Genomic DNA, 25504 nt, shown 5'->3' with positions numbered 1-25504 from the left:
ATTATGATACAGCAAACACTAAAAAACCGTTTTTCACTGCTGGCGATGATGTTTGTCGCCCTGCTCGCCCTTGCCGGGTGCCAGAGCAAACCGCAGGGGCTGACGCCCGAGCAGGTCGCGTTGTTGCAGTCTCAAGGGTTCAAACTGACGGATAACGGCTGGGAATTCGGCCTCTCCGACAAGGTGTTGTTTGGCAACAACATCGGCAAACTGAATCCGGAAAGCACCGAAACCGTCCAAAAAATGGGCCGCGCGCTGATGAGCGTAGGCATCACCAAGTTCCGTCTGGATGGTCATACGGACAACTACGGTGAAGACAGCTATAACGACCAGCTTTCGCTGCGCCGCGCCAACGCAGTGGCCGATTTGCTGGCCAGCGTAGGCATCCCGCGCGCCAATATCGAAACTCGCGGCATGGGCAAGCGCGATCCGGTCGCCGATAATCGCACCTCCAGCGGCCGTGCGGAAAACCGCCGCGTCGCAATCGTCGTCACCCCTTAATCTGTCGAGATGCGCCTGTTAAAGGCGCATAAACGGTTATACTTAGCGATTGCTGATGATGTCTGGGATCCATGTTCGAAACGGGCTACACTCCGCAGCCAGACATCCTATAAAACTGATATAGAGAGGCTAGAGCAACGTGGCTCAATACGTCTATACCATGCATCGCGTCGGCAAAGTGGTTCCGCCGAAGCGTCACATCCTGAAAAATATCTCCCTGAGCTTCTTCCCTGGCGCCAAAATCGGCGTACTGGGCCTGAACGGTTCCGGTAAATCCACCCTGCTGCGCATTATGGCCGGTATCGATACCGATATCGAAGGCGAAGCGCGCCCGCAACCGGGGATTAAAATCGGCTACCTGCCGCAGGAACCGCAACTCAACCTGGAACACACCGTTCGCGAATCGGTTGAAGAAGCGATGGCTGAAGTCGTCGGGGCTCTGAAACGTCTTGACGAAGTGTACGCGCTGTACGCTGAAGAAGGCGCCGACTTCGACAAGCTGGCCGCTGAACAGGGCCGCCTGGAAGAGATCATTCAGGCCCATGATGGCCACAACCTGAACGCCCAATTGGAGCGCGCCGCCGATGCGCTGCGCCTGCCGGAATGGGACGCCAAAATCGCCAATCTTTCCGGTGGTGAGCGCCGCCGCGTAGCGCTGTGCCGCCTGCTGCTGGAAAAACCGGACATGCTGTTGCTGGACGAGCCGACCAACCACCTGGACGCCGAGTCCGTGGCCTGGCTGGAACGCTTCCTGCACGACTTCGAAGGCACCGTGGTGGCGATCACCCACGACCGTTACTTCCTTGATAACGTGGCCGGCTGGATCCTCGAGCTGGACCGTGGCGAAGGCATTCCGTGGGAAGGCAACTACTCTTCCTGGCTGGAACAGAAAGACGCGCGTCTGGCGCAGGAAGCCTCAACCGAAGCCGCTCGCCGCAAGTCGATCGAGAAAGAGCTGGAGTGGGTACGCCAGGGTGCCAAGGGCCGTCAGTCTAAAGGCAAGGCCCGTCTGGCCCGCTTTGAAGAACTCAACAGCACCGAATACCAGAAACGTAACGAAACCAACGAACTGTTTATTCCACCTGGCGCACGCCTGGGCGATAAAGTGGTTGAAGTCAGCAACCTGCGTAAATCCTACGGCGACCGCCTGCTGATTGACGATCTGTCATTCGCCGTACCTAAGGGCGCGATTGTCGGCATTATCGGCCCGAACGGCGCGGGTAAATCCACGCTGTTCCGCATGATGTCCGGTCAGGAACAGCCTGATTCCGGCAGCATCGCGCTGGGCGATACCGTCAAACTGGCTTCTGTCGATCAGTTCCGCGACAGCATGGACAACGCCAAAACCGTGTGGGAAGAAGTGTCCGGCGGTCAGGACATCATGCGCGTGGGCAACACCGAAATGCCAAGCCGCGCTTATGTCGGCCGCTTCAACTTCAAGGGCGTCGATCAGGGCAAACGCGTGGGCGAACTGTCCGGCGGTGAGCGTGGCCGTCTGCATCTGGCCAAGCTGCTGCAGGTTGGCGGCAACGTGCTGCTGCTCGATGAACCGACCAACGACCTGGATATCGAAACCCTGCGCGCGCTGGAAAACGCCCTGCTGGAATTCCCTGGCTGTGCCATGGTGATCTCGCATGACCGCTGGTTCCTTGACCGTATTGCTACCCACATTCTGGACTATCAGGATGAAGGCAAGGTGGAGTTCTTCGAAGGTAACTTTACCGAATACGAAGAGTACAAAAAGCGTACTCTGGGTGCCGATGCGCTGGAACCTCGTCGTATCAAGTACAAGAAAGTCACCAAGTAACATCAGGTTGGCTATCTATGCTCTCAAGCCCGCATCTTGCGGGCTTTTTATTATCCCCAATCCAGTGCCTGTGCATAGTCCACAAATACCGGGTGCTGCAACGCCACATCGATAAAACAGGCCAGCGCCGGTGAGTTAAGCTTGCGGCTGGGGTAAACCAAATACAGTTCATTCCCTTCCGCCCGCCATTCCGGCAGTACCTCCACCAGCTGTTTCTGCGCCACCACCTCGCGGCTGAGAAAGGCCGGCAGCAGAGTGATACCGGCACCGGAAATCGCGCATTCACGCGCGTACAACAGATTGTCAGTGATATGCAGCATCGGCAGTTGCCAGCGGTAATACTCGTCGCCGCGGCGCAGACTCCAGGCCGGCCAGGCGCGGTGCGCAATGCAGCGGTGCTGCTGCAACTGCTGGGGATGCAGGAGCGGCGGAAACTGCGCCAGATAGGCCGGCGCCGCCAGCAGATAACGCGGAGCATGCCCCAGGCGGCGGCCAATCAGCGAGGAGTCCTGCGGTTTACCGGTGCGCAACGCGGCGTCATATCCCTCTTGCACCAGATCCACCATCGCATCAGACACCGAAACCTCCAGCGTGACGTCCGGGTACTGGCGCTGAAAATCCGCCGCCAGCCGCGCCACCAGCGTCGCCCCCAGCCCGGCGGGCGTCGAGATGCGCAACCGGCCGCTGGGGTTGTCACGCAGCCGCTGTAGCGCCAGATCGGCCCGTTCGGCGGCGGACAACATCTCCTGACAGTGCACCAGATAGCGTTCGCCGGCGAAGGTCAGATTGAGCTGGCGGGTGGTGCGGTTGAGCAGCCGCAAACCCAGCGTCTGCTCCAGTTGGCTGATGCGCTGGCTGACGCTGGACTTCGGCAAACCGGCGCGGTTGGCGGCGGCGGTAAAGCTGCCGCACTCGGCCACCAGCGCGAACAACGCCATATCCTGCAGCTGTTTAAACATCATTGTTCACCTCAAACGAACACTTAGTTAGCTATTGTCCATCTTATCACTCTCCTCTAAGAGGTCTACACTGAGGGTATTCATTCTAAAGGAGCACAGTCATGTCGATTAAAGCCATAGCCGTAGACCCGAAAAACCCCGCAGGTTTCATTGAGATCAGCCCGGAAAAACCGGCCCCAGGCCAATACGATTTGCTGGTGGAGGTCAAAGCGGTATCGGTCAATCCGGTGGATACCAAAGTCCACGCCGGTCTGCAAAAAAGCGGCCTGCAACAGCCACGCATCCTCGGCTGGGACGCCAGCGGCGTGGTGCTTGAGGTAGGCAGCGGCGTCAAAGGTTTCAAAGCCGGCGATGAAGTCTGGTACGCCGGTGATATCACTCGACCGGGCAGCAACAGCACTCAGCAGTTGATTGATTCGCGCATCGTGTCACATAAACCGCGCAGCCTGAACTGGGCGGAATCCGCCGCCATGCCGCTGACCGCGCTGACGGCCTGGGAAGCGCTGTTCGAACACCTGAAAATCCAGGATGCGGCGGAAGGGAAAACCCTGCTGATTATCGGTGGCGCCGGTGGCGTGGGTTCGCTGGCGATCCCGTTCGCTGCCCAGTTGAGCAAGGTGAAGGTGATTGCCACCGCCTCACGCCCCGAGTCGGCGGCCTGGTGCCGGGAACGCGGCACCGATCTGGTGGTGGATTACCGTGACCTTAAAGGGAATCTGGCGCAGCAGGGCATTGAAAACGTCGATTATATTCTTTGCCTGAACGATACCGACGGCCACTGGAAAGCGATCTCGGATCTGATCGCGCCGCTGGGCCACATCTGCACCATCGTGGAAAATCAACAGCCGCTCGATCAGAACGCGTTGAAGCTGAAAAGCGCCGCACTGCATTGGGAATTGATGTTTACCCGCAGCATGTTCACCACGCCGGACATCGCTCAGCAGGGTGAAATCCTCAGGCAGGTGGCGCAGTTGCTGGACGAAGGAAAGTTGAGCACCACGCTGAGCGAAACGCTGCAGGGGCTGACGGTCGAAACCCTGACCGCCGCGCATAAAAAGCTGCTCGACGGGCATATGCAGGGCAAACTGGTGATTGTTTACTGAGGCAAGAGAGGCGCAGCACGCTGCGCCTCCGGCTTATTCCGTCGTGGCGCCCACCAGTCGGCTGGCATCGGCCGCCAACAACTGTTTTACCAGTTCGACGCAGCGCAGGAAGCGCTCCTCATAGTCGCTGGACTCCACGTGCGCATACTCGATATTGTTGGCGCGCAGCATCTCTTCCAGCAGGTGCTGGAATGCCTTGCGATCGGTCGGCGCACCGAGGCTGCGCAGGCCATCCGCCACCCACGGGGTGTTATTTTCCAGCAGGATCACCAGATCAAACCGGTATTCGTCGATCAGCGCCTGCACGAAGGGGTGCTCGCGCCCTTCGTACTTTTTGCAGAACGCCTGGGTAGTGACGAAATCGGTATCGATAAACGCCACCTTGTTGGCATATTTCACTGCAAAGTCAACGTACTGCGCCTGCCCCAGCGCAATCTTGTCGTAGTCGGAATACTGCAACGCCATCTCATCGCCGCCCAGGTGCGAGAACACATAGTCGCGGCCGTATTCCCAGGCGCTGGTGGTGTTAAAAATGTTCGCCAACTTGTTCACCAGCGTCGATTTACCGCTCGACTCGCCGCCGAGGATCGCCACGGTGCGCACAAAGAACGGCTTCACTTCGGTCGGAATGTAATCCCAATAGCGGAAAGGATCCTGACGGATTTGGCGGCCGCTGATGTTCATGAATGAACGTTCGGGATCGATCAGAATGGTTTCCGTCGCCAGGTGCTCGCGATAACGCGGGGCGTCCTGCGTTTCGCTGGAATAGATAAAACTCGGCACGATGCCCTTCTGTTCCATGAAGGCTTTCATCCCGTCGCTCCAAACGTTCCAGCCGTGCGGATAGGGTTCGATACCCTGCTCGTCGAACGAATGAATATGAATGTTTTTCTGGTATTTGAAGGTTTGCAGAAGCCAGCGTAGACGGTCGCTGACCGTGGGCTGTTGCGACATAGAACTGTTCTCGAACAGTTCCCGGTCACGCGGTTCGTCGTGACACAAAATCACGTGCAGCTCATCCACCTGGCTACAGGCGCGCTGGATCAGGTAAATGTGGCCGGTGTGCAGGGGGTAAAATTTACCAAACACCACACCGACTTTTTTCTCGCGGCGCGGGAACTCCAGGCCAAGAAAACGGTGTAACGCCTCGAGTTTTTGGGCGCTCGGGCTTTTGATTTTGTCGTTCAACAGCTGGCTAAGGTAGCCTTTGGTCATGCCGCTGGCATCCGCCACCTGCTGCAGGGTACAGTTCTTCTGCTTGATAGATGCTTTCAGGTAATCAAATTGCCGCATAACCCCTCCGTTTAATATGCTAAACAAAATAGCATATTCTGCGCATCACATGGCAATTAATAGAATTGTTCCAGCACGTCCAGGGCGTCCGCCAGCTTCTTCACGCCGAACACCTGCATGTTTGCCGGCGGCTTTTTCGGTACGTTGGCGTGCGGCACGATAGCGCGCTTGAAGCCGTGCTTCGCCGCCTCGGAAATGCGCTCCTGCCCACTCGGCACCGGACGGATCTCCCCCGCCAACCCCACTTCACCGAACACCACAAGATCGTTCGGCAGCGGGCGATCGCGCAGGCTCGACACCAGCGACATCAGCAAAGCCAGATCGGCGCTGGTTTCGCTGACTTTCACCCCGCCGACTACGTTCACAAACACATCCTGATCCGACATCTGCAACCCGCCGTGGCGGTGCAGCACCGCCAACAGGATCGCCAGCCGGTTCTGCTCCAGGCCGACCGCGACCCGACGCGGGTTAGACATCATCGAATGATCCACCAGCGCCTGGATCTCAACCAGCAGCGGCCGGGTTCCTTCCCAAACCACCATCACCGAACTGCCGGAGGTGACTTCATCGCCACGGCTGAGAAAGATGGCGGACGGGTTGCTGACTTCTCTCAGGCCCTGCTCGGTCATGGCGAACACGCCCAGCTCGTTCACCGCACCGAAGCGGTTTTTGTGGCTGCGCAGCGTACGAAAACGCGAATCGGCATCGCCGTCCAGCAGCACCGAACAGTCGATACAGTGTTCCAGCACCTTCGGCCCGGCCAGCGAGCCGTCTTTGGTGACGTGGCCGACCATGACAATCGCCACGCCGCGCGTTTTGGCGAAGCGCGTGAGGTAGGCGGCGGTTTCCCGCACCTGCGCCACGCTGCCCGGCGAAGACTGGATATCCGCCATGTGCATCACCTGGATCGAGTCGATCACCATCAGCTTCGGCTGCTCTTGTTCGGCGATCAGGCAAATCTGCTCGATACTGGTTTCCGACAGCATGTTCAGGTTGCCGGTCGGCAACCCGAGGCGGTGAGCGCGCATCGCCACCTGTTGCAGCGATTCCTCGCCGGTGACGTACAGGGTTTTCATCTGTTCGGACAGCTTGCACAACACCTGCAATAGCAGAGTACTTTTACCGGCGCCGGGGTTGCCGCCGATCAGGATCGCGCTGCCCGGCACCACGCCGCCGCCCAGTACGCGGTCAAACTCAAGAAAGCCGGTAGAAAAACGCGGCAACTCGTCCAGGCTGATGTCCGACAGTTTTTGCACTTTGCTGATGCCGGCATCGCCGGCATAGCCGCTTAAACGCTCGGAGCGAGAAGAAGAGGACACCGCAGCCAGACGAACTTCTGTAATGCTGTTCCAGGCGTGACAAGCGCTGCACTGTCCCTGCCAGCGCGGATAATCTGCGCCGCACTCATTACATACAAACGCCCGTTTTGCTGCTTTTGCCACGTATTACCTCTTACTCGATATATTTAGCGAACTTCGTGTTTCAGGCTGCCGGTCAGTACGCACAGCACGCCCATCAGGTCCGCATGGCGAATGGACACCTGCGCCTTGTCATACACTTTCGGTTTGGCGTGGTAGGCAATGCCCAGCCCGGCCACCTGTATCATTTTCAAATCGTTGGCACCGTCGCCGATAGCCACAGTCTGCTGCGGCGGAATGCCCAGCTTTTCCGCCAGCGCGACCAGCGTATCGGCCTTGAACTGTGCGTCAACCACCGGTCCCAGCACTTCGCCGGTCAGTTTGCCGTCGCGGATCCCCAGCTCGTTGGCCGCCACCGCCACCAGCTTCAGTTTGTCGCGCAGGTACTCGGCATAGTAAGTGAAGCCGCCGGAAGCGATCGCCACATGCCAGTCCATCGCCTGCAGCTTGCGCACCAGGTTGATCAACCCCGGCATCAGCGGCAGTTCATCGCGTACCTGTTTGAGGATATTGGCATCGGCGCCTTTCAGCTTTCCGACGCGCTGACGCAGGCTGGCGGTAAAATCCAGCTCGCCGCGCATTGCGCGTTCGGTCACTTCCGCCACCTCATCACCCACGCCCGCCAGCTTGGCGATTTCGTCGATGCATTCAATCTCGATCGCGGTGGAGTCCATGTCCATCACCAGCAGCCCAGGGGTGCGCAAATGGGGGATCTTGCCGAGTGGCGCTACGTCCAGCCCGTTCTCCGCCGCCAGTATTTTGGCGCGCGCCGTGAGGGTGCCCGCCAGACGCACGACCTGATAATCCTCTACGCACCAGGCGGTGACGATCACCATCGCCGCGCCCAGCTTGCGCTGGAAATGGGTAATGCGCGTTTTATCCAGTTCTCTGCCATATAATAGCCAACCGGTATGGCCCGCCCTATAGTCCAGCGGCATCACTTCGTCGCCGCTCAGCGAAAGGGGCAAACCCGGCCATTGAGAGATCTCTGCCGGGAGATCGCAATAGGTCAGACTATTCGACATCATTAACTCCTGAAAAAACGCTGCATGATAAAACGACGCATCAAGCTATCCTATCGTCATTGGTTCTGGCAACATAAAGTGTCCAAGATGCCCAAGGAACCTGAATGGCTCGCGCTAAACTGAAATTCCGCCTGCACCGCACCGCTATTATCCTGATTTGCCTGGCTTTGCTGGTGCTATTGATGCAGGGCGCGTCCTATTTTAGCCTGAGTCACCAGATGGCGCGATCCGAACAGGTGGAAGAACTGGCGCAAACGCTGACCAAACAGGTGGCCTCCAGCCTGGCGCCGCTGCTCGATGACGACAGCGACGTCGACAACCAGCGCGTAGACGCCATCCTCAAACAGCTTACCGACCACAGCCGCATTCTGGACGCCAGCGTCTATCAGTTGGACGGCACGCTGGTTTCCCACGCCGGTGAACAGATCAGTATACGCGATCGCCTGTCGCTTGACGGCAAACGTGCCGGCAGCTATTTCAATCACCAGTTGGTGGAATCCATTCAGGGCAAAGACGGCCCGATCGGTTTTATCCGCATTACGCTGGACACCCACGTGCTGGCGACCGAATCCAAACAGGTGGATAACACCACCAACCTGCTGCGTCTGATGATCCTGCTGGCGCTGGCCATCGGCATTATTCTGGCGCGTACCCTGCTGCAGCATCGCCGCAGCCGCTGGCAGCAATCGCCGTATCTGCTGACCGCCAATACGCCGCTGGAAGAAGGCAATACGGTGGAAGACGACGATGACGACAAGCCACAGGATAAAGAAGAAACGAAACGCCCTTAAGCCAGGCGCATAACTTGCTCGCCATTATTCATGTGTGAATAGATCGGTGAAGAGATTACTGGTGCCAACCACCTGTACGGTAAAGCATTCGAAGAGAATCCTTGCGGAGGATGAATAGATTGGCACAGGGGGCGCAACAGGATGCTGCGCCCGCAGTATTGTTACTCTTTGTCGCCCAACAGCACGGATTCCAGCGCGATAACGATCATCTCGTTAAAGGTGGTTTGGCGCTCTGCGGCGGTGGTGGCTTCGTGACGCAGAATGTGGTCGGAAACGGTACAGATGGTCAGCGCCTTACAGCCGAACTCTTCATACAGCTCAGCCGCCACGCCGTAGATGCCGGCCGCTTCCATTTCTACGCCCAGGATGCCGTACTTCTTCATCACCTGGAACATGTCCGGATCCGGCGTATAGAACAGATCAGCGGAGAAGATGTTGCCCACGCGCGCCGGGATACCTTGCGCCGCCGCAGCGTCTACCGCGTTGCGCACCATGTCAAAGTCGGCAATCGCCGCATAGTCATGATCTTTAAAACGCATGCGGTTCACTTTGGAATCGGTGCAGGCGCCCATGCCGATCACTACGTCGCGCAGTTTGATATCGTCGCGCACTGCGCCGCAAGAACCCACGCGGATGATTTTCTTCACGCCGAACTCGGCAATCAGTTCACGCGCGTAAATGGAACAGGACGGGATACCCATACCGTGGCCCATTACGGAGATTTTGCGGCCTTTGTAGGTCCCGGTGAAGCCCAGCATGCCACGCACGTTGTTCACTTCCACCGCGTCTTCCAGGAAGGTTTCCGCGATATATTTTGCACGCAGCGGATCGCCCGGCATCAGTACTACGTCAGCGAAATCACCCATTTCAGCATTAATATGCGGCGTAGCCATAATTGTCTTCCTTCAAATCGTATTAAATAAAAACGTTAAACGTATAAGCCTTTGGATGTCGAGTCGCAGCCAACAAGGCTGCGGCTTGAAAACGGGGCTTAGAACATGGATTTACCGTAATCCATCGGCGACAGGCCAAAGTAGCTGGCAACGGTCTGGCCGATGTCGGCAAAGGTTTCACGGTGGCCCAGCGAGCCCGGTTTCACTTTCGGGCCGTAAACCAATACCGGAATGTGCTCACGGGTGTGGTCGGTGCCCGGCCAGGTCGGGTCGCAGCCGTGGTCGGCGGTGAAGATAATGATGTCTTCGTCTTTCACCAATTTCAGCAGCTCCGGCAGGCGGCGGTCGAACAGCTCCAGCGCGGCGGCATAACCCGCTACGTCGCGGCGGTGGCCGTAAGAGGAGTCAAAATCAACAAAGTTGGTGAACACGATGGTGTTGTCACCGGCTTTTTCCATTTCGATCAGGGTCGCGTCAAACAGCGCGTCGATGCCGGTGGCTTTCACCTTTTTGGTGATGCCGACGTTAGCGTAGATATCGGCGATTTTACCGATCGACACCACTTCGCCGCCCTTCTCGTCCACCAGTTTTTTCAGCACGGTAGGGGCCGGCGGCTCTACCGCCAAATCGTGACGGTTGCCGGTACGCTGGAACTCACCCGGCTTGTTGCCGAGGAACGGGCGCGCGATCACGCGGCCGATGTTGTAACCGCCTTCGGTCAATTCTTCACGGGCGATTTCACACAGCTCATACAGACGGTCCAGACCGAAGGTCTCTTCGTGACAGGCAATCTGGAACACTGAGTCGGCAGAGGTATAGAAAATCGGCTTGCCGGTTTTCATGTGCTCTTCGCCGAGTTGATCGAGGATCACGGTGCCGGAGGAGTGACAGTTACCGAGGTAACCTGGCAGATTGGCGCGCTCGACCAGCTTGTCCAGCAGTTCCTGCGGGAAGCTGTTGTGTTCGTCGCTGAAATAACCCCAATCGAACAAAACCGGCACGCCGGCGATTTCCCAGTGGCCTGACGGCGTATCTTTACCGGAAGACAGTTCGCTCGCATGCGCGTAGGCACCGATGATATCCGCATTGCCGTCCAGCCCCTGCGGGAAGGTGCCGGTGGATTCTTCCGCCGCTTTCCCCAGCCCCAGACGGCTCAGGTTAGGCAGCGTCAGCGGGCCCTGACGGCCAACGTTGGCTTCACCGCGCGCGCAAACCTCGGCAATGTGGCCCAGAGTATCGGAACCCTTGTCGCCAAAACGCTCGGCGTCTTCGCTTGCGCCAATGCCGAATGAGTCTAGAACCATAATAAATGTGCGTTTCATCTGTGCTCTCCTGCGTGTTCTCACGCTGTGGGCGACAGCGAAAAGGCCGCTGCCGCTCCTGATTCGTTAATTATTCCGTGATGCGCTTATACACCACTGGCGTTTCTTCCGGCGCTTTGTCGCTCAGCACCATAGCGCTGCGTACCGCTTCGGCCGCCTGCTGCCAACTCTCTTCGTCGTTGGCGTGGATCACCGCCAGCGGCTGCTGGGTATCCACTTTATCCCCCAGGCGCGCCATGCCGGTCAGGCCGACGCTGTAATCGATACTGTCGGTCGCACGGCGACGACCGCCGCCCAGCGATACCACCGCCATGCCCAGCGCACGGGTGTCCATCGCGCTGATAATGCCCTGTTTTTCGGCGTAAACCGGCTTGCTCAGGGTCGCGGCCGGCAGATAGCTGTCGTAGCGCTCGACGAAATCGGTCGGGCCCTGCTGCGCCGCTACCATGCGGCCAAACACTTCTGCCGCTTTGCCATTGTCCAACACCGCCTGCAGCTTGGTGCGCGCGTCGGCGTCATCTTTCGCCAGACCGCCGGAAAGCAGCATTTCCACGCACAGCGCCATCGTCACTTCCAGCAGGCGCGGATTGCGGTATTCGCCGGTCAGGAAACGCACCGCTTCGCGTACTTCCACCGCATTGCCGGCACTGGAGGCCAGCACCTGATTCATGTCGGTCAGCAGCGCAGTCGTTTTGCATCCTGCACCGTTGGCCACGCCGACGATCGCCTGCGCCAGATCGGCCGACAGCGCATAGGTCGGCATAAAGGCGCCGGAGCCGACTTTAACGTCCATCACCAGCGCGTCCAGCCCTTCCGCCAGCTTCTTCGCCAGAATAGAAGCGGTGATCAGCGGGATCGAATCCACGGTGGCGGTGATGTCGCGGGTGGCATAGAAACGCTTGTCCGCCGGTGCCAACGAGCTGGTCTGGCCGATAATCGCCACGCCAACGTCCTGAATAATTTTGCGGAAGGCGTTGTCGTCCGGGAAAATGTTAAAACCCGGGATCGCCTCCAGCTTGTCCAGCGTTCCGCCGGTATGGCCCAGACCGCGGCCGGAAATCATCGGCACGTAGCCGCCGCAGGCGGCCACCATCGGGCCGAGCATCAGCGAAGTGACATCGCCCACGCCGCCGGTGGAGTGCTTGTCGACCAGGGGCCCGTTCAACGACAGGCTTTTCCAATCCAGCACGGTGCCGGAATCACGCATCGCCATGGTGAGCGCCACGCGCTCCGGCATGGTCATATCGTGGAAATAAATGGTCATCGCCAGCGCGGCGATCTGACCTTCGGAAACCACATTGTCACGGATCCCATTGATGAAAAAGCGGATTTCCGCCTCGTTCAACGGCTGACCGTCACGTTTTTTACGAATAATTTCTTGTGCCAGGAACAAAGCATCCCCCTGATTGAGCGAATGTAGGGTGCAGGCAGGCGCTGCATCGCGCCTTGCCGACGTTATCGATCAGTAACCGCTGCCAGGCGCTGCGGCGCTGTGGCCCAGCGTCGTCAGCAGGCTGGCTAACAGGCTGGAAGCGCCGAAACGGAAATGACGCGCATCGGCCCAGCCCTCACCCAGAATACGATCGGCAAGTTGCAGATAATGCAGCGCATCTTCTGCCGTGCGCACGCCGCCGGCCGGTTTGAACCCCACCGTTTTGGCGACGCCCAGATCGCGGATCGCCGACATCATCAGCTCTGCGCTTTCCAGCGTGGCGTTGACCGGCACTTTACCGGTAGAGGTTTTGATAAAATCGGCACCGGCGGCGATGGCAATTTCCGATGCCTTGCGGATCAGATGGGCCTGCTTCAACTCGCCGGTTTCAATGATCACTTTCAGCAGCACATTGGCCGCCTGGCAGGCTTGTTTGCACTGCTTCACCAGGTCAAAACCGACCTGCTCGTTACCGGCGATCAACGCGCGGTAAGGGAACACCACGTCAACTTCATCGGCGCCATAGGCGATAGCCGCACGGGTTTCCGCCAGCGCGATGTCGATATCGTCGTTGCCATGCGGAAAGTTGGTGACGGTTGCGATGCGGATGTCCGGCGTCCCTTGCTCACGCAGAGTCTTGCGCGCCACCGGAATAAAGCGCGGATAAATGCAGATGGCCGCCGTATGGCCGGCCGGGCTGTTGGCCTGACGACACAGCGCGATCACTTTCTCATCGGTGTCGTCATCGTTCAGCGTGGTTAAATCCATCAGGGCCAGCGCACGTTGCGCTGCTGCGGTTAATTCGGTCATAAAACTCTCCAACTGCGAACCTGGATGTTGGCGAGCGGACTTGGTTCCTTGAAGATAGCGCTGGGGAACGGGTTCCCACGGCGGCAACTGAGATCCTTCTCACCGCACTTGGCCCTGCATATCGTGCAGGGTCAGTAATAGCTATTTGAACACGATCGCCCGGGGCAATTCGCGCTCAGAGTCACACTATATGAAATAACACTGTAACAGGACGGAATTATATGTGAAGAACGTCACAAAATAACGCGATATCGTTCACAAATTCGCTAAAGAAACGGATGCAGACGACGAGCACGACATCGCGTGCCCGTCTTAGAGTATAGGCGGTGTCCCGCACCATTGCGGAACCTTGCCTGGCTTACAGCGCCAAAAAGAACCCGGCGATGGTGGCGCTCATCAGATTGGAAAGCGTGCCGGCCGCGACCGCCTTCAGGCCGAAGCGCGCGATATCGTGACGACGGTTCGGCGCCATGCTGCCCAACCCGCCGAGCAGGATCGCCACCGATGACAGGTTGGCAAAGCCGCACAGCGCAAAGGAGATGATCGCCTTGGTATGCGTCGACAGCACCTGCAACCCTTCCGCCGCCACCACGTCGTCCGGGCGCAAATAGGCGCCGAAGTTCATGTAAGCGACAAATTCGTTGACGATAATCTTCTGGCCGATAAACGAACCGGCGGTCATCGCCTCATGCCAGGGGACGCCAATCAGGAAGGCAATCGGCGAGAAGACCCAACCGAGCATCAGCTCCAGCGACAGTTGCGGGTAGTCGAACCAGCCGCCGATACCGCCGAGAATGCCGTTCAACAAGGCGATCAGCGCGATAAACGCCAGCAACATGGCGCCGACGTTCAACGCCAACTGCATGCCGGATGCCGCGCCGGACGCCGCCGCATCGATCACGTTGGCCGGGCGGTCATCTTCGGCGATCAGTTTCGTCGCATCGTCTTTATCGTGGGTTTGTTCGGTTTCCGGCACCATCAGCTTGGCGAACAGCAACCCGCCCGGCGCAGCCATAAAGGACGCGGCAATCAGGTATTCCAGCGGTACGCCCATCTGGGCATAGCCGGCCAGCACCGAACCGGCCACCGAGGCCAGGCCACCGCACATGACGGCGAAAAGTTCTGATTGGGTCATGGTGGCGATATACGGACGCACCACCAGCGGGGCTTCGGTCTGGCCGACGAAAATATTGGCGGTCGCCGACAGCGATTCGGTGCGTGAGGTGCCCAGCAGTTTGTGCAAACCGCCGCCCAATATACGGATCACCAATTGCATGATGCCCAGGTAATACAGTACGGCAATCAACGAGGAGAAGAACACGATCACCGGCAGCACGCGCAGAGCGAAGACGAAACCGCCGCCACCGAACACCTCGAACATCTTGTCGGACACCAGCCCGCCGAAGATAAACGATATCCCCTGGTTGCCGTAGGCGATCACGTTAGCCACGCCGGCCGACATGCCGCCGAGAATGCTGCGGCCCACCGGCACATACAGCACTAACGCGCCAATGGCCACCTGAATGATGAATGCCCAGACAACGGTGCGCAATTTGATGGCGCGACGGTTGCTGGAGAGCAGCACGGCTATGGCGATCAGTGCCGCCATTCCTACCAGGCTCATGATGAGTTGCATGCAAAGTATCCCTGTTGCGAAAAAGAAATGCATCCCTACCCGGTAGAAACGAGAGGGCCGCCGAAGAGTGATTTCGGGGTGCGATTATACGGAGCGGGGCAGCACCCGCACCGATTTATGTCACAAATATATACAACAGGAAGCAAATGAAAATCTTATAACGAGATATGCATCACGTTTTTTAACTCATTTATCGTTCAGAGGCGAAACAGGGAGCGGGTGTTGTGTTGCAGGTGGGCAGCAATGTCATCGGGGGATTCCGGGCGCAGTTGGCACAATATCCGGAACACCTCTGCGGCACGTTCAGGGCGGTTAGGTTGCCCCTGATAACCGGAAAGCGGCATATCCGGCGCATCGGTTTCCAGCAACAGGGAGGTCAGCGGCAACTGGGCCATCACGCTGCGGGTTTTCTGCGCTCGCTCATAGCTGATGGTGCCACCGACGCCAATGTAATAGCCCAAACGAATAAACGCCTGCGCCTGAGACAGGCTGCCGGCAAAACCGTGGACCACGCCACAGCGCGGCAACGGCACGCGGCGCAGCGCGGCGGCCAGTTGATCGTGCGTCCGGCGGGAATGCAGGATCACCGGCAGATCATGCTGTTTCGCCAGCTTCAACTGGGCAATCAACAGCCGCTGCTGCCGCTCAAACTGCGGATTTTCCATGTACAGATCGAGGCCTATCTCCCCGACCGCCACCAGCTTCGGCGGCCGACTGGCCAGGAACCCGGCCAACTGCTCAAGCTGCGGCTCCTGATGCTGGGCAATATACAGCGGGTGCAACCCCAGCGCGGCATACAGCGGCTGATGCTCGCGCGCCAGCTTCAACACCCGCGCAAAACGATCGGCGGTCACCGTCGGCACGATAATTCGCTGCACCCCCGCCTGTTCCGCCAGCGCCAGGCTCTCGCTCTCATGGCCGCTGAAGGGCGGAAAATCGAAATGGCAGTGGGTGTCGGTAAAATCGTGACTCACAGCGCGCCTCCTTCACCTGGCGGCACGTCGCCCGGCAGGATAATTTTCGGTGCGGCCAGGTTGGCCTCCGGTTGCGCGGCAAGGTCATGCGGATGATTGACATCGGTAATGATCGGCGATGGCATTCTGACATTTTCCGGCTGGAGCAGACGCCGCGACAGCGCCTTTTTCACTTTGACGCCGTCCCGTTCTTCTTGTTGCATCAGCCAATGGCCGACGGTCGCCAGAAAATAGCGCCCGCAGCGGCGGCCCAGATGATAATCCTGATTCAGCGACGTCAAGCGACTGCCCAACGCATTGCTGGCCAGCGGTTTGGGCGGGAAAATCTCAAAGATGCGCAGCTTGCCCGGCGGTTTCTCAATAAACTGCTGGATGCGGTGATAGCTTTGCTCATGGTGTTGCAGGATGCGCACCATCTGCTGCAGGCTGCTTTCGCTCAGCCAGTGCTCCATGCGCTTCATCCACTGCGGCGTGTAATACATCTGAGAAGGCACGGTGCGGATCACCACAATGGTATCGGCACCGCGGCGGTAGGCCTCTTCGACCGGGATAGCGTCGCTGATGCCGCCGTCCTGATAGCTGACGCCGTCCAACTCTACGCCCATGCGGTAAAAGCCGGGGATGGCGCTGGAGGCTTTGATCGCCGGCAGCCAACTGGCGCGCAGCGCCGGCAGGTAAGTCGGTTCGAAGTCATCGCTGCGGCAGGCGCACATCAGGAATTCGCGGCCATCGACCAGGTGCTTTTCCGCCACGTCCATCGCCAGCGGCAATTGCTGCGAAGTCGTGTCGATCAGCCAGTCGAGGTCAATCAGGTGCCCGCCGCGCACAAAGCGCAGCGGATTAAAGAAGTCAGCGGTGGTGGTGTAGCGGGTGATGACCCGCCGTGCATAACCCATCTGGCCGCAAATAAAGGCCGAGAGATTCTGCGCGCCGGCAGAAGTGCCGATCATCAGCTCAAAAGGGTTAAAGCGGGCACGCTGAAACTCGTCCAGCACGCCGGCGGTAAAGATGCCGCGCTGCCCGCCCCCTTCACATACCAACGCCATTTTACCTGGCCGGTACGGTTTATACGCCAGCGGTTCTATATTGCCGAGCGTGATGGGTATTCTGTATCCCAACCCTGTATCCTCAGTGAGACGTTTTTTCCGAGGATACCTCGTCTTGCTCTCTTCCGTAATCCTCTTGCAGTACGCCAGAGAGGCAGTCATTGCTTCCCATCAGCCAAATGCAGTCACTACCGGACCATTCCGCCACGGTCTGACATACCTGACCCTTCAGCTGTTTCCAGCGTCCGAGGATGATGTCGCTGTTCATGACGCACCTCCCTACTGCAAGAAAAGGAATGAAGCTTTGTTACACTTTGAGAAAAACTAAAGACGCCGGCGGCCGGTAAACAGGCTGACCAGGAACAGGATAATCCCCACGACGAAGACGATTTTTGCAGCCCACGCGGCGGTGCCCGCCAGCGTGCCGAAACCTAACGCCGCAGCAATCAATGCAATGACTAAAAAGATAATGCCCCAACGAAACATAAGCCTCTCCTTACGTAGGGGCGCAATAGGTTGCGCCCGTGATGACCCAAAGAATCAATGGGTTCAGCATGCTGAACCCCTACCTGTAGAGCTTGGTTCTACCGTTGCTTCAATTAAGGCTTCACGACCAGGTCGTTCTTGACGCTTTTCACGCCGTCGATAGCCTTGGCGATACTTTCTGCGCGTTCAGCCTGCGCCTGGGTTTTCACTTCGCCGGAAAGCTGCACCACACCGTCGGTGGTCTCTACTTTCACGTTGCGCGAAGGCACGATGTCATCAGCCAGCAGTTTGGCTTTCAGTTCGCTGGTAGTTGCGGTGTCACCGGCGTAAGCCTTCACCGACTGTTTGGCTTCATCTTTCACGTGCAGCTTGTCGCTGACGGATTTGACGCCTTCTACTTTGCCGGCCACTTCAACCGCGTGCTCGGCCTGCGCCTGGCTGCCGACAAAACCGCTAAGGGTCACGGTGCCTTTTTCCGTTTTCACGGAGATGTCAGTGCTTTTGATCGTTTTATCGTCGACCAGCGCACTTTTAACTTTAGCCGTTGTTGCGCTGTCATCCATGTAGCCGTCGACTTTTTTCATGGAGCTATCGATTTTGGCACCCGCGCTGTCGGCGGCACTTGACGCTTTATTGAGCAGCGTATCTTCAGCCAGCGCGCTGCCACTAACCAGTACGGAACCCAAAACAACAGCCATCAGTGATTGTGCAAATTTGGTATTTTTCATCGATCTCTTCCTTTGGTTGCGGATCCAAATGATTGCGGATCCTTCAGCCGCCATGATGCGGCCCACTCAGTAAATACTTCACGACTTCTATACGATCAAACGTTCACGCTAAAACGATTGCTGTTACACAAGGATTATTGCAACACCTGTGCCAACCTTAAAATATCGTTAAAAATCAATTATAAACAAAAAATAGCTCATTGTTTAACCTAAAATCTGTCGCCAATCAGCGACAATGACAACCTGTAAAAACAACACTTTAGCTATCTCACTGATCTTTAACAGATCGAGCTGTCTCCAATTGGCAACAACACCGAATAACTCTCTACCTAAAAAGTAAAAAGCAGTGAATTACGCTTATTGGATACGCCCTCCCCTGTTAAATATAGACTATAGGGCGAAAAACGTAGGGAATACCGATGAAATCCTGGCGGCAGCGGGGGAAAGAGAAATTATTAGGGGGATTTATTAATTAGCAGAAGTAGGGTCGGGCAACATAACACAGGGCGCCCTAAGGCGCCCTGTCGTTCTATCAATGTTCGCGCGTTTTGCGGAACACCACTTCCGGGTAGCGTTCCTGCGTGATATTCAGGTTAACCATGGTTGGCGCGATGTACGACAGATTGTCGCCGCCGTCCAACGCCAGGTTAAGCTCACACTTGCGCTTGAACTCTTCGAATTTTTTCACGTCACTGCATTCAACCCAACGGGCAGTCGAGACGTTGACCGACTCGTACAAGGCTTCCACGTTGTATTCGCTTTTCAAGCGCGCGACGACCACCTCGAACTGCAGCACACCGACCGCGCCAACGATCAGATCGTTGTTGGCTATCGGTCGGAACACCTGCACCGCCCCTTCTTCGGACAGTTGCACCAGGCCTTTCAACAGCTGCTTTTGCTTCAGCGGATCGCGCAGACGAATGCGGCGGAACAGCTCCGGCGCGAAGTTCGGAATACCGGTGAACTTCATGTCTTCACCCTGAGTGAAGGTATCGCCGATCTGAATGGTGCCGTGGTTGTGCAAACCAATGATATCGCCCGGATAGGCTTCTTCCACGTGCGAACGGTCACCCGCCATAAAGGTCAGGGCGTCGGAGATCACCACGTCTTTACCGGTGCGCACCTGACGCAGCTTCATGCCTTTCTCGTAGCGGCCGGAAACCACACGCATAAAGGCCACGCGGTCACGGTGTTTAGGGTCCATGTTGGCCTGGATCTTGAACACGAAGCCGGTGAATTTATCTTCCGCCGCCACCACTTCACGGGTGCTGCTTTTACGCGACATCGGCGCAGGAGCCCAGGCCACCAGGCCGTCGAGCATGTGGTCCACACCGAAGTTGCCCAAAGCGGTACCGAAGAATACCGGCGTCAAATCACCGCTCATGAAAGCTTCGTGATCGAACTCGTGGGAGGCCCCCTTCACCAGCTCCAGCTCTTCACGCAACTGCGCGGCCAGATCTTCGCCTACCGCAGCGTCCAGTTCCGGGTTGTCCAACCCTTTGACGATGCGCACTTCCTGAATGGTGTGGCCTTTGCCGCTCTGGTACAGGTAGGTTTCATCCTTGTACAGATGATAAACCCCTTTAAACAGCTTGCCGCAGCCGATAGGCCAGGTGATTGGCGAGCAAGCGATTTTCAGCTCACGCTCAACCTCATCCATCACTTCCATCGGATCGCGGATATCACGGTCCAATTTGTTCATAAAGGTCAGGATCGGCGTGTCGCGCAGACGGGTAACTTCCATCAGCTTGCGGGTACGATCCTCAACGCCTTTCGCGGCGTCAATCACCATCAGACAGCAGTCCACGGCGGTCAGGGTACGGTAAGTATCTTCGGAGAAGTCTTCGTGCCCCGGGGTGTCCAGCAGGTTAACCAGACATTCGCGGTACGGGAACTGCATCACCGAGGTGGTGATCGAGATACCGCGCTGCTTTTCCATCTCCATCCAGTCGGATTTGGCATGCTGGTTCGAGCCGCGGCCTTTTACCGTACCGGCGGTCTGGATAGCCTGTCCGAACAGCAATACCTTTTCGGTAATGGTGGTTTTACCGGCATCGGGGTGCGAGATGATGGCGAAAGTTCTTCTTTTCGAGACTTCGCGGGCAAATTCACTAGGAGACATGTTTTTCAGATTCTACGGTTAGTCCGCCCTGCGACATCATCAGAACGCGCCGCGCACGGCGCCAGGCAAAGCGGTAAATAAAAGATAATAGCCGGGCATTTTCGCTGATTTGTCAACCGGTGACAATCAATGCTTTTCCCGGCGGGAAAGATAGGCTAGGTACACCCGCTATGCCAGCGGCAACGCCATCACTATCGCATCTTCACGCCCGTTGGCGCTCGGGTAGTAATTACGGCGGAGAGTCACTTCGTTAAAACCGAGGTCTTCGTACAGCGCAATGGCCGCACGGTTAGAGGCGCGCACTTCAAGCCACAGCGTGACTACGCCGCGGGCTTCCAACTGCGCAATCAGCGCTTCCAGCAGTGAACGGCCGAAACCGCGACGCTGCCAGTCGGGATGAATCGCAATATTGAACAACGTCGCTTCGTCGAGCACGATCTGGGTAATGGCGAAGCCCGCCATCTGCCCTTCGGCACTCAGTTTCAGGTTAAGGTAACGATCGCCCTGATTGCCGGCAAAAGTGGCTTGCGTCCAGGGAAAGGCGTGGCTGGCCTGCTCAATCTTGAATGCCGTGGCCAGATCGGCCGCCGTCAGGGTAGAAATACTGTTCATGATGACAAATCTGCTGCCAGAGTGCGCGCTTGGCACTCGCGTCGAGGGAAAGCTCGGCCAGTGCCGGGCTGTGTAGTTGTGCGCCGGCCACCGCGAGCGGCTCCGCGACGCCCAGCCGCCAACTGTTGCATTCGGTATCCTCAGGCAGCATCGCTACCTGGTCCGGCGTCAGGCCATAGGTTTGCGCCGGGGTCAGCCCCAGGCTGCGCAACACGTCGCAAAACAGCGGATCGTTATGCTCAGGCAGCGGCTGCGCCACCACCAGCAAACGCACATCGGGCGGCAGGCTGACCGCTACTTCGCCCTGCAACACGCCCGGGCGGCGCAATGTCCACTGCGTAATACCCAGTTGTTGTAACAGCCAGTCGCGTTTTGATGCCATGCCGATTCCTGTCAGGAGCTACCCGTTGTGGTGCGCCATGCCTGCCATGCGCCGCGCTATGCTAACAAACCCGCGCGGCCTGCGCCAACAAACCCGTCGAACATATCGCCACAAAGCTCTATAATCCCCAGCTTAATTTCCAGGAGCAAAAAACCGATGTCTGCATTAACCCCCGCCAGTGAAGTCATGCTGCGCCACAGTGATGAGTTTATTGAACGCCGCGTTCTGTTCGCCGGTGACCTGCAGGATAGCCTGCCGGCCCAATTCGAAGCCGCGGATGTACGTGTCCATACCCAGCAATACCATCACTGGCAGTTACTGAACCGGGCGATGGGTGACAACGTGCAGTTCGGTCTGACCGTAGATGCCGAGTTTGTCGCCGAATGCGATACGCTGATCTACTACTGGCCGAAGAGCAAACAGGAAGCGCAGTTCCAGCTGTGCAACATTCTGGCGTTGCTGCCGGTAGGCGCAGAAGTGTTCGTGGTCGGCGAGAACCGCAGCGGCGTGCGCAGTGCGGAACAGATAATGGAAGACTACGCCACCTTGGTAAAAATCGACAGCGCCCGTCGCTGTGGCCTGTATCACGGTCGCCTGGATACCCAAACCGAATTTGATTTGGACGACTGGTGGGAAAGCTACCCGCTGCACGATCTGGAAGTGAAAACCCTGCCGGGCGTGTTCAGCCGCGATGGGTTGGACGTAGGCAGCTCACTGCTGCTGTCGACGCTGGAAAAACACATGAAGGGCAAAGTGTTGGATCTGGGCTGTGGCGCCGGCGTCATGGCCTCGGTGCTGTCTAAGCTGTCGCCTAAGGTGAAGCTGACGCTCAGCGACGTCAACGCCGCCGCGGTGGAGTCCAGCCGCGCTACGCTGGCCGCCAACGGTATCGAGGGCGAAGTGATCGTCAGTAACGTCTATTCCGACATTACCGGCCGTTTCGACATGATCATCTCCAACCCGCCGTTCCACGATGGCCTGCAAACCAGCCTGACCGCAGCCGAAACCCTGATCCGCGGTGCGTTGAAACACCTGCCGATAGGCGGTCGTCTGCGCATCGTGGCCAACGCCTTCCTGCCGTACCCGGACATTCTGGACGCCACCTTCGGCAGCCACGAAGTGCTGGCGCAAAACGGCCGCTTCAAGGTGTATCAAGCCACCGTCGCCCGCGCGCCGCGCGATGCGAAGAAAAAGAAGTAACGGTTACCCGCCGAATATCATGACCAAGAGCGCAGCGTTTTCACGCTGCGCTTTTTTTTAGCCGTTGATGTAGGTCATCGACTCGGCGCCATAGCGCGGGCCCGCCGCCGCCTGGAACGGGAACACCGCCTCAATCGCCGCCAGTTCAGCCTCGCTCAGCGTCAGCTCAGCCGCCGCGATATTCTCCTCCAGATAACGGCGACGCTTGGTGCCCGGGATCGGCACAATGTGTTCGCCCTGCGCCAATACCCAGGCCAGCGCCAGCTGTGACGGTGCGACGCCTTTACGGTTCGCCAGCTCAGCGACCTTTTCCACCAGCGCCAGATTGCGGGCAAAGTTCTCGCCCTGGAAGCGCGGATTACTGCGGCGGAAATCGTCGGCGTCCAGATCCTCCGGCCGCTGGATCGCCCCGGTCAGGAAACCGCGTCCCAGCGGGCTATAAGGCACAAAGCCGATGCCCAGCCGCGAGCAGGCCGCCAACGTTCCCTGCTCGGCATCGCGCGTCCACAGCGAATATTCGGTTTGCAACGCGGTAATCGGGTGCACCTTGTGCGCACGCTCCAGCGTGGCGACCGAAGCCTCGCTCATCCCGATATAACGAATTTTACCTTCGCTAATCAGGTCCGCCATGGTGCCCACCACTTCTTCAATCGGCACCTCAGGATCCACGCGGTGCTGGTAGTAAAGATCGATCACGTCCACCCCAAGCCGCTGCAGGCTGCCCTCCACCGAACGGCGAATATATTCCGGCCGGCTGCTGACGCCCCGGGCGCTGGGATCGGTCGGATCGCGCAGAATGCCGAACTTGGTGGCCAAAAAGACCTGATCCCGTTTGCCCTTGATCGCTTTGCCAATCAGTTGCTCATTGGTATGCGGCCCGTACATATCGGCGGTATCCAGCAGGGTGACCCCCAGCTCCAGTGCCCGATGCAAAGTGGCAATGGCTTCTTTTTCATCGGAATCAGTCGAATAAAAGTCACTCATTCCCATGCATCCCAAACCCAGAGCGGAAACGGTCGGCCCGTTAAACCCTAATGTGCGCTGTTGCATTGTGCTGCCCTCTTGCTGTTTTTTTAAACCGGAGTGGTGTCGCAACAAAGTCTGGTTGTTTACCCTGCAAAGATAAATAATGCAGATCACTCATCACTGTTCAAAAATCGCCAACAATCACGGACGGTAAAATGGATCAGGTTCAGGCCATGCGTATTTTCACCCGTATCGTCGAGCTGGGCAGTTTCAGCCGGGCGGCCGAGCGTTTGCAACTACCGCGCGCCACGGTCAGCAACGTGCTGAAACGGCTGGAGCAGCGTCTCGGCGTACGGCTGCTGATCCGCACCACCCGTCAGGTGCAGGTGACCAGCGAAGGCACGCTCTATTATCAGCGTTGCGTACAGCTGCTGGGCGCGCTGGAAGAAGCGGATACGCTGTTCAGCCGCCATAAGCTGCAACCTTCCGGCAAGGTGCGCATCGATATGCCGCATTCGCTGGCGCGTGAAATCGTTATCCCGGCGCTGGACGATTTTTATCGGCGCTATCCGGACATTACGCTGGCGTTAGGCGCCAATGACACTCACGTGGATCTGCTGCGCGAAGGCGTGGACTGCGTGCTGCGCGCCTGGGAAACCGAAGACGACAGCCTGGTGGCGCGGCGCATCGCCATGCTGCCGCAGTTAACCTGCGCCTCTCCCGGTTACCTGGCGGCGTTCGGCGTTCCGCAGTCCATCGACGACCTGCGGCAACACCGCGCGGTGGGGTATTTTTCCCTCGCCAATAACCGTGATTATCCGCTGGAATTTTGCCGCAACGGGAAAGTGGAACGGCGCGAGCTGCCCGCCAGGCTGAGCGTCAGCGGTGCCGATGCTTACACCAGTGGCTGCCGGGCCGGCATGGGGTTGATACAGGCGGCGCACTATTCGCTGGCGCCGTGGCTGGAAAACGGGGAGTTGGTGGAAGTGCTCGCGGAAACGCCACCGCCGCCGATGCCGATTTACATCATGTATCCGCCCGGCCGATTCCTTGCGCCACGGGTCAGAGTATTGATTGACTGGCTGATTGGGCTGTTTGAAAACCCTAAAAGCAGCGATATGGCTGTTTTTCCAGCAAACGCCCGCAAACAGGGGAAATAACTATTGACGTACCCGCCAAAATCTCTAGAATTCGCCTCCGTGGTAACGTTACTCCGGTAATGTTTCTGGTATGCGAAGGTGGCGGAATTGGTAGACGCGCTAGCTTCAGGTGTTAGTGTCCTTACGGACGTGAGGGTTCAAGTCCCTCTCTTCGCACCAAATAACCACATGATTTATATTGCACGCAGCATCAATGCGAAGGTGGCGGAATTGGTAGACGCGCTAGCTTCAGGTGTTAGTGTTCTTACGGACGTGAGGGTTCAAGTCCCTCTCTTCGCACCAAGCTGGCGACGTAATATAAATCTGAAAGTAACAACATCGACTGTGCGAAGGTGGCGGAATTGGTAGACGCGCTAGCTTCAGGTGTTAGTGTCCTTACGGACGTGAGGGTTCAAGTCCCTCTCTTCGCACCAATTGATGAGTTCCCCTCCCGCTGTTCCTCTGAAGTCCCCCAAAAAATAGCACCAAAGACTCTCCGCTCAAGCGGCTTTTTGCGCTTCTAACCGAAGCTGAAATTCAGGCTGACCGCCGCCAATCCACCGGCCAGCGCCATGCAGGAAGGCAGCAGCAAATAATGACGCCAGCGGCTGTTAAACAGCATAACCAACGTCGCTAACATGGCGATCACGATTAGCGTGCGCAGTTGCATCATATCCAGGTCTATCAACGCCAGTAACGGCATCAAGGCGCAGGGAAGCAGAACGCCCCAGGCGCTGGCCAGGCGGTTGCCCAGGCACCAGCTAACGCCCCACAAACCACATGCGGTAATCATGGCTGCAATCATGATAACCCTACCCTTTAAGTGATAATGATAACCAATATCATATAACACTTTTTT

25 protein-coding genes and 3 tRNA genes are annotated in these 25504 nt (G+C 57.8%); 9 read left to right on the top strand and 19 right to left on the bottom strand.

Translation table 11 applies throughout. The features are described 5' to 3' along the window. Window positions 1-3 precede the first annotated feature (3 nt). Both ACTJJ1_RS12415 and ettA read left to right on the top strand, forming a co-directional pair. Window positions 4-501 carry an OmpA family protein gene (locus ACTJJ1_RS12415; RefSeq protein ID WP_004949970.1) on the top strand — a complete coding sequence of 166 codons (498 nt, stop codon included), beginning with the start codon at window positions 4-6 and terminating at the stop codon, window positions 499-501. Between the two features lie 139 nt (window positions 502-640). After that, window positions 641-2308, top strand: coding sequence for an energy-dependent translational throttle protein EttA (ettA, locus tag ACTJJ1_RS12410; protein ID WP_006323518.1), 1668 nt, complete (start codon window positions 641-643; stop codon window positions 2306-2308). Window positions 2309-2358: 50 nt separating this feature from the next. Here the strand turns inward: ettA and ACTJJ1_RS12405 are convergent, their stop codons facing one another. Further along, window positions 2359-3270, bottom strand: a complete 912-nt coding sequence (locus ACTJJ1_RS12405; protein WP_409443558.1) for a LysR family transcriptional regulator — start codon at window positions 3268-3270, stop codon at window positions 2359-2361. A 98-nt stretch (window positions 3271-3368) separates the two neighbouring features. Here ACTJJ1_RS12405 and ACTJJ1_RS12400 point away from each other — a divergent pair, with 98 nt between their 5' ends. Then, window positions 3369-4370, top strand: a complete 1002-nt coding sequence (locus tag ACTJJ1_RS12400) for a zinc-binding alcohol dehydrogenase family protein (protein WP_440833883.1) — start codon at window positions 3369-3371, stop codon at window positions 4368-4370. Between the two features lie 33 nt (window positions 4371-4403). Here the strand turns inward: ACTJJ1_RS12400 and nadR are convergent, their stop codons facing one another. The 3 genes from nadR to serB are packed head-to-tail and all read right to left on the bottom strand — an operon-like array spanning window position 4404 to window position 8106. Beyond that, complete coding sequence (gene nadR / locus ACTJJ1_RS12395) at window positions 4404-5663, bottom strand: multifunctional transcriptional regulator/nicotinamide-nucleotide adenylyltransferase/ribosylnicotinamide kinase NadR (protein ID WP_004949943.1); 1260 nt, start codon at window positions 5661-5663, stop codon at window positions 4404-4406. A 56-nt stretch (window positions 5664-5719) separates the two neighbouring features. Then, complete coding sequence (gene radA / locus ACTJJ1_RS12390) at window positions 5720-7105, bottom strand: DNA repair protein RadA (RefSeq protein WP_004949941.1); 1386 nt, start codon at window positions 7103-7105, stop codon at window positions 5720-5722. Between the two features lie 23 nt (window positions 7106-7128). Further along, complete coding sequence (gene serB / locus ACTJJ1_RS12385; RefSeq protein ID WP_004949936.1) at window positions 7129-8106, bottom strand: phosphoserine phosphatase; 978 nt, start codon at window positions 8104-8106, stop codon at window positions 7129-7131. Window positions 8107-8210: 104 nt separating this feature from the next. Here serB and ACTJJ1_RS12380 point away from each other — a divergent pair, with 104 nt between their 5' ends. Then, window positions 8211-8897, top strand: a complete 687-nt coding sequence (locus ACTJJ1_RS12380) for a YtjB family periplasmic protein (RefSeq protein ID WP_004949928.1) — start codon at window positions 8211-8213, stop codon at window positions 8895-8897. Window positions 8898-9058: 161 nt separating this feature from the next. Here ACTJJ1_RS12380 and deoD read toward each other — a convergent pair whose 3' ends face one another. The 13 genes from deoD to ACTJJ1_RS12315 all read right to left on the bottom strand — a co-directional run bounded on the left by deoD (window position 9059) and on the right by ACTJJ1_RS12315 (window position 21340). Continuing rightward, window positions 9059-9790, bottom strand: coding sequence for a purine-nucleoside phosphorylase (deoD, locus tag ACTJJ1_RS12375; protein ID WP_004949927.1), 732 nt, complete (start codon window positions 9788-9790; stop codon window positions 9059-9061). A 98-nt stretch (window positions 9791-9888) separates the two neighbouring features. Beyond that, the gene (deoB, locus tag ACTJJ1_RS12370; protein ID WP_440833880.1) at window positions 9889-11112 is read right to left on the bottom strand and encodes a phosphopentomutase; all 1224 of its coding nucleotides are present in this window, start codon (window positions 11110-11112) and stop codon (window positions 9889-9891) included. A 70-nt stretch (window positions 11113-11182) separates the two neighbouring features. Further along, a complete protein-coding gene (gene deoA / locus ACTJJ1_RS12365) occupies window positions 11183-12505 on the bottom strand; it encodes a thymidine phosphorylase (protein WP_440833878.1) in 1323 nt (440 codons plus the stop codon). 69 nt (window positions 12506-12574) lie between these two features. Beyond that, window positions 12575-13354 (bottom strand): deoxyribose-phosphate aldolase, encoded by a 780-nt coding sequence (gene deoC, locus ACTJJ1_RS12360; protein WP_004949923.1) that lies wholly within the window; start codon window positions 13352-13354, stop codon window positions 12575-12577. A gap of 358 nt (window positions 13355-13712) precedes the next feature. Next, the gene (locus tag ACTJJ1_RS12355) at window positions 13713-14978 is read right to left on the bottom strand and encodes a NupC/NupG family nucleoside CNT transporter (protein WP_170865754.1); all 1266 of its coding nucleotides are present in this window, start codon (window positions 14976-14978) and stop codon (window positions 13713-13715) included. 209 nt (window positions 14979-15187) lie between these two features. Then, entirely contained in the window at window positions 15188-15964 is a 777-nt protein-coding gene (locus ACTJJ1_RS12350; protein WP_440833876.1) for a TatD family hydrolase, read from the bottom strand. Beyond that, complete coding sequence (locus tag ACTJJ1_RS12345) at window positions 15961-17082, bottom strand: patatin-like phospholipase family protein (RefSeq protein ID WP_041416727.1); 1122 nt, start codon at window positions 17080-17082, stop codon at window positions 15961-15963. The genes ACTJJ1_RS12350 and ACTJJ1_RS12345 overlap by 4 nt, the downstream gene beginning before the upstream one ends. Before the next feature lie 10 nt (window positions 17083-17092). Further along, entirely contained in the window at window positions 17093-17278 is a 186-nt protein-coding gene (locus ACTJJ1_RS12340; RefSeq protein ID WP_020438417.1) for a CsbD family protein, read from the bottom strand. Window positions 17279-17334: 56 nt separating this feature from the next. Next, window positions 17335-17496, bottom strand: coding sequence for a DUF1328 domain-containing protein (locus ACTJJ1_RS12335; RefSeq protein ID WP_004949916.1), 162 nt, complete (start codon window positions 17494-17496; stop codon window positions 17335-17337). Between the two features lie 113 nt (window positions 17497-17609). Continuing rightward, complete coding sequence (gene osmY, locus ACTJJ1_RS12330) at window positions 17610-18224, bottom strand: molecular chaperone OsmY (RefSeq protein ID WP_004949915.1); 615 nt, start codon at window positions 18222-18224, stop codon at window positions 17610-17612. A gap of 532 nt (window positions 18225-18756) precedes the next feature. Next, window positions 18757-20346 (bottom strand): peptide chain release factor 3, encoded by a 1590-nt coding sequence (prfC, locus tag ACTJJ1_RS12325; RefSeq protein WP_004949912.1) that lies wholly within the window; start codon window positions 20344-20346, stop codon window positions 18757-18759. A gap of 168 nt (window positions 20347-20514) precedes the next feature. After that, window positions 20515-20958: a ribosomal protein S18-alanine N-acetyltransferase gene (gene rimI / locus ACTJJ1_RS12320; protein ID WP_020438415.1), complete on the bottom strand. Its 444-nt coding sequence runs from the start codon at window positions 20956-20958 to the stop codon at window positions 20515-20517. Then, window positions 20903-21340: a DNA polymerase III subunit psi gene (locus ACTJJ1_RS12315; protein ID WP_006323488.1), complete on the bottom strand. Its 438-nt coding sequence runs from the start codon at window positions 21338-21340 to the stop codon at window positions 20903-20905. Before ACTJJ1_RS12315 ends, rimI begins: the two co-directional genes overlap by 56 nt. A 156-nt stretch (window positions 21341-21496) precedes the next feature. On the opposite strand from ACTJJ1_RS12315, the gene rsmC reads away from it, so the two are divergent. Next, the gene (gene rsmC, locus ACTJJ1_RS12310; protein WP_004949908.1) at window positions 21497-22540 is read left to right on the top strand and encodes a 16S rRNA (guanine(1207)-N(2))-methyltransferase RsmC; all 1044 of its coding nucleotides are present in this window, start codon (window positions 21497-21499) and stop codon (window positions 22538-22540) included. A gap of 57 nt (window positions 22541-22597) precedes the next feature. Here the strand turns inward: rsmC and ACTJJ1_RS12305 are convergent, their stop codons facing one another. Beyond that, window positions 22598-23590 carry an aldo/keto reductase gene (locus tag ACTJJ1_RS12305; RefSeq protein ID WP_202291179.1) on the bottom strand — a complete coding sequence of 331 codons (993 nt, stop codon included), beginning with the start codon at window positions 23588-23590 and terminating at the stop codon, window positions 22598-22600. 131 nt (window positions 23591-23721) lie between these two features. On the opposite strand from ACTJJ1_RS12305, the gene ACTJJ1_RS12300 reads away from it, so the two are divergent. The 4 genes from ACTJJ1_RS12300 to ACTJJ1_RS12285 all read left to right on the top strand — a co-directional run bounded on the left by ACTJJ1_RS12300 (window position 23722) and on the right by ACTJJ1_RS12285 (window position 25079). Next, complete coding sequence (locus ACTJJ1_RS12300; RefSeq protein WP_006323485.1) at window positions 23722-24666, top strand: LysR family transcriptional regulator; 945 nt, start codon at window positions 23722-23724, stop codon at window positions 24664-24666. Between the two features lie 72 nt (window positions 24667-24738). Continuing rightward, window positions 24739-24825, top strand: a tRNA-Leu gene (locus ACTJJ1_RS12295). 36 nt (window positions 24826-24861) lie between these two features. Further along, window positions 24862-24948: transfer RNA gene (locus ACTJJ1_RS12290), tRNA-Leu, on the top strand. Between the two features lie 44 nt (window positions 24949-24992). Next, a tRNA-Leu gene (locus tag ACTJJ1_RS12285) sits at window positions 24993-25079 on the top strand. Between the two features lie 86 nt (window positions 25080-25165). On the opposite strand, the gene ACTJJ1_RS12280 is transcribed toward ACTJJ1_RS12285, so the two are convergent. Further along, window positions 25166-25450 (bottom strand): DUF1435 domain-containing protein, encoded by a 285-nt coding sequence (locus ACTJJ1_RS12280; protein WP_004949902.1) that lies wholly within the window; start codon window positions 25448-25450, stop codon window positions 25166-25168. Window positions 25451-25504: the final 54 nt, after the last annotated feature.

Origin of the sequence: Serratia sp. 22264 (assembly GCF_052045345.1) — a bacterium.
In the GTDB taxonomy this organism is placed as follows: Bacteria; Pseudomonadota; Gammaproteobacteria; order Enterobacterales; family Enterobacteriaceae; genus Serratia; species Serratia plymuthica.
This window is presented reverse-complemented; position numbering and strand designations above follow the sequence as displayed.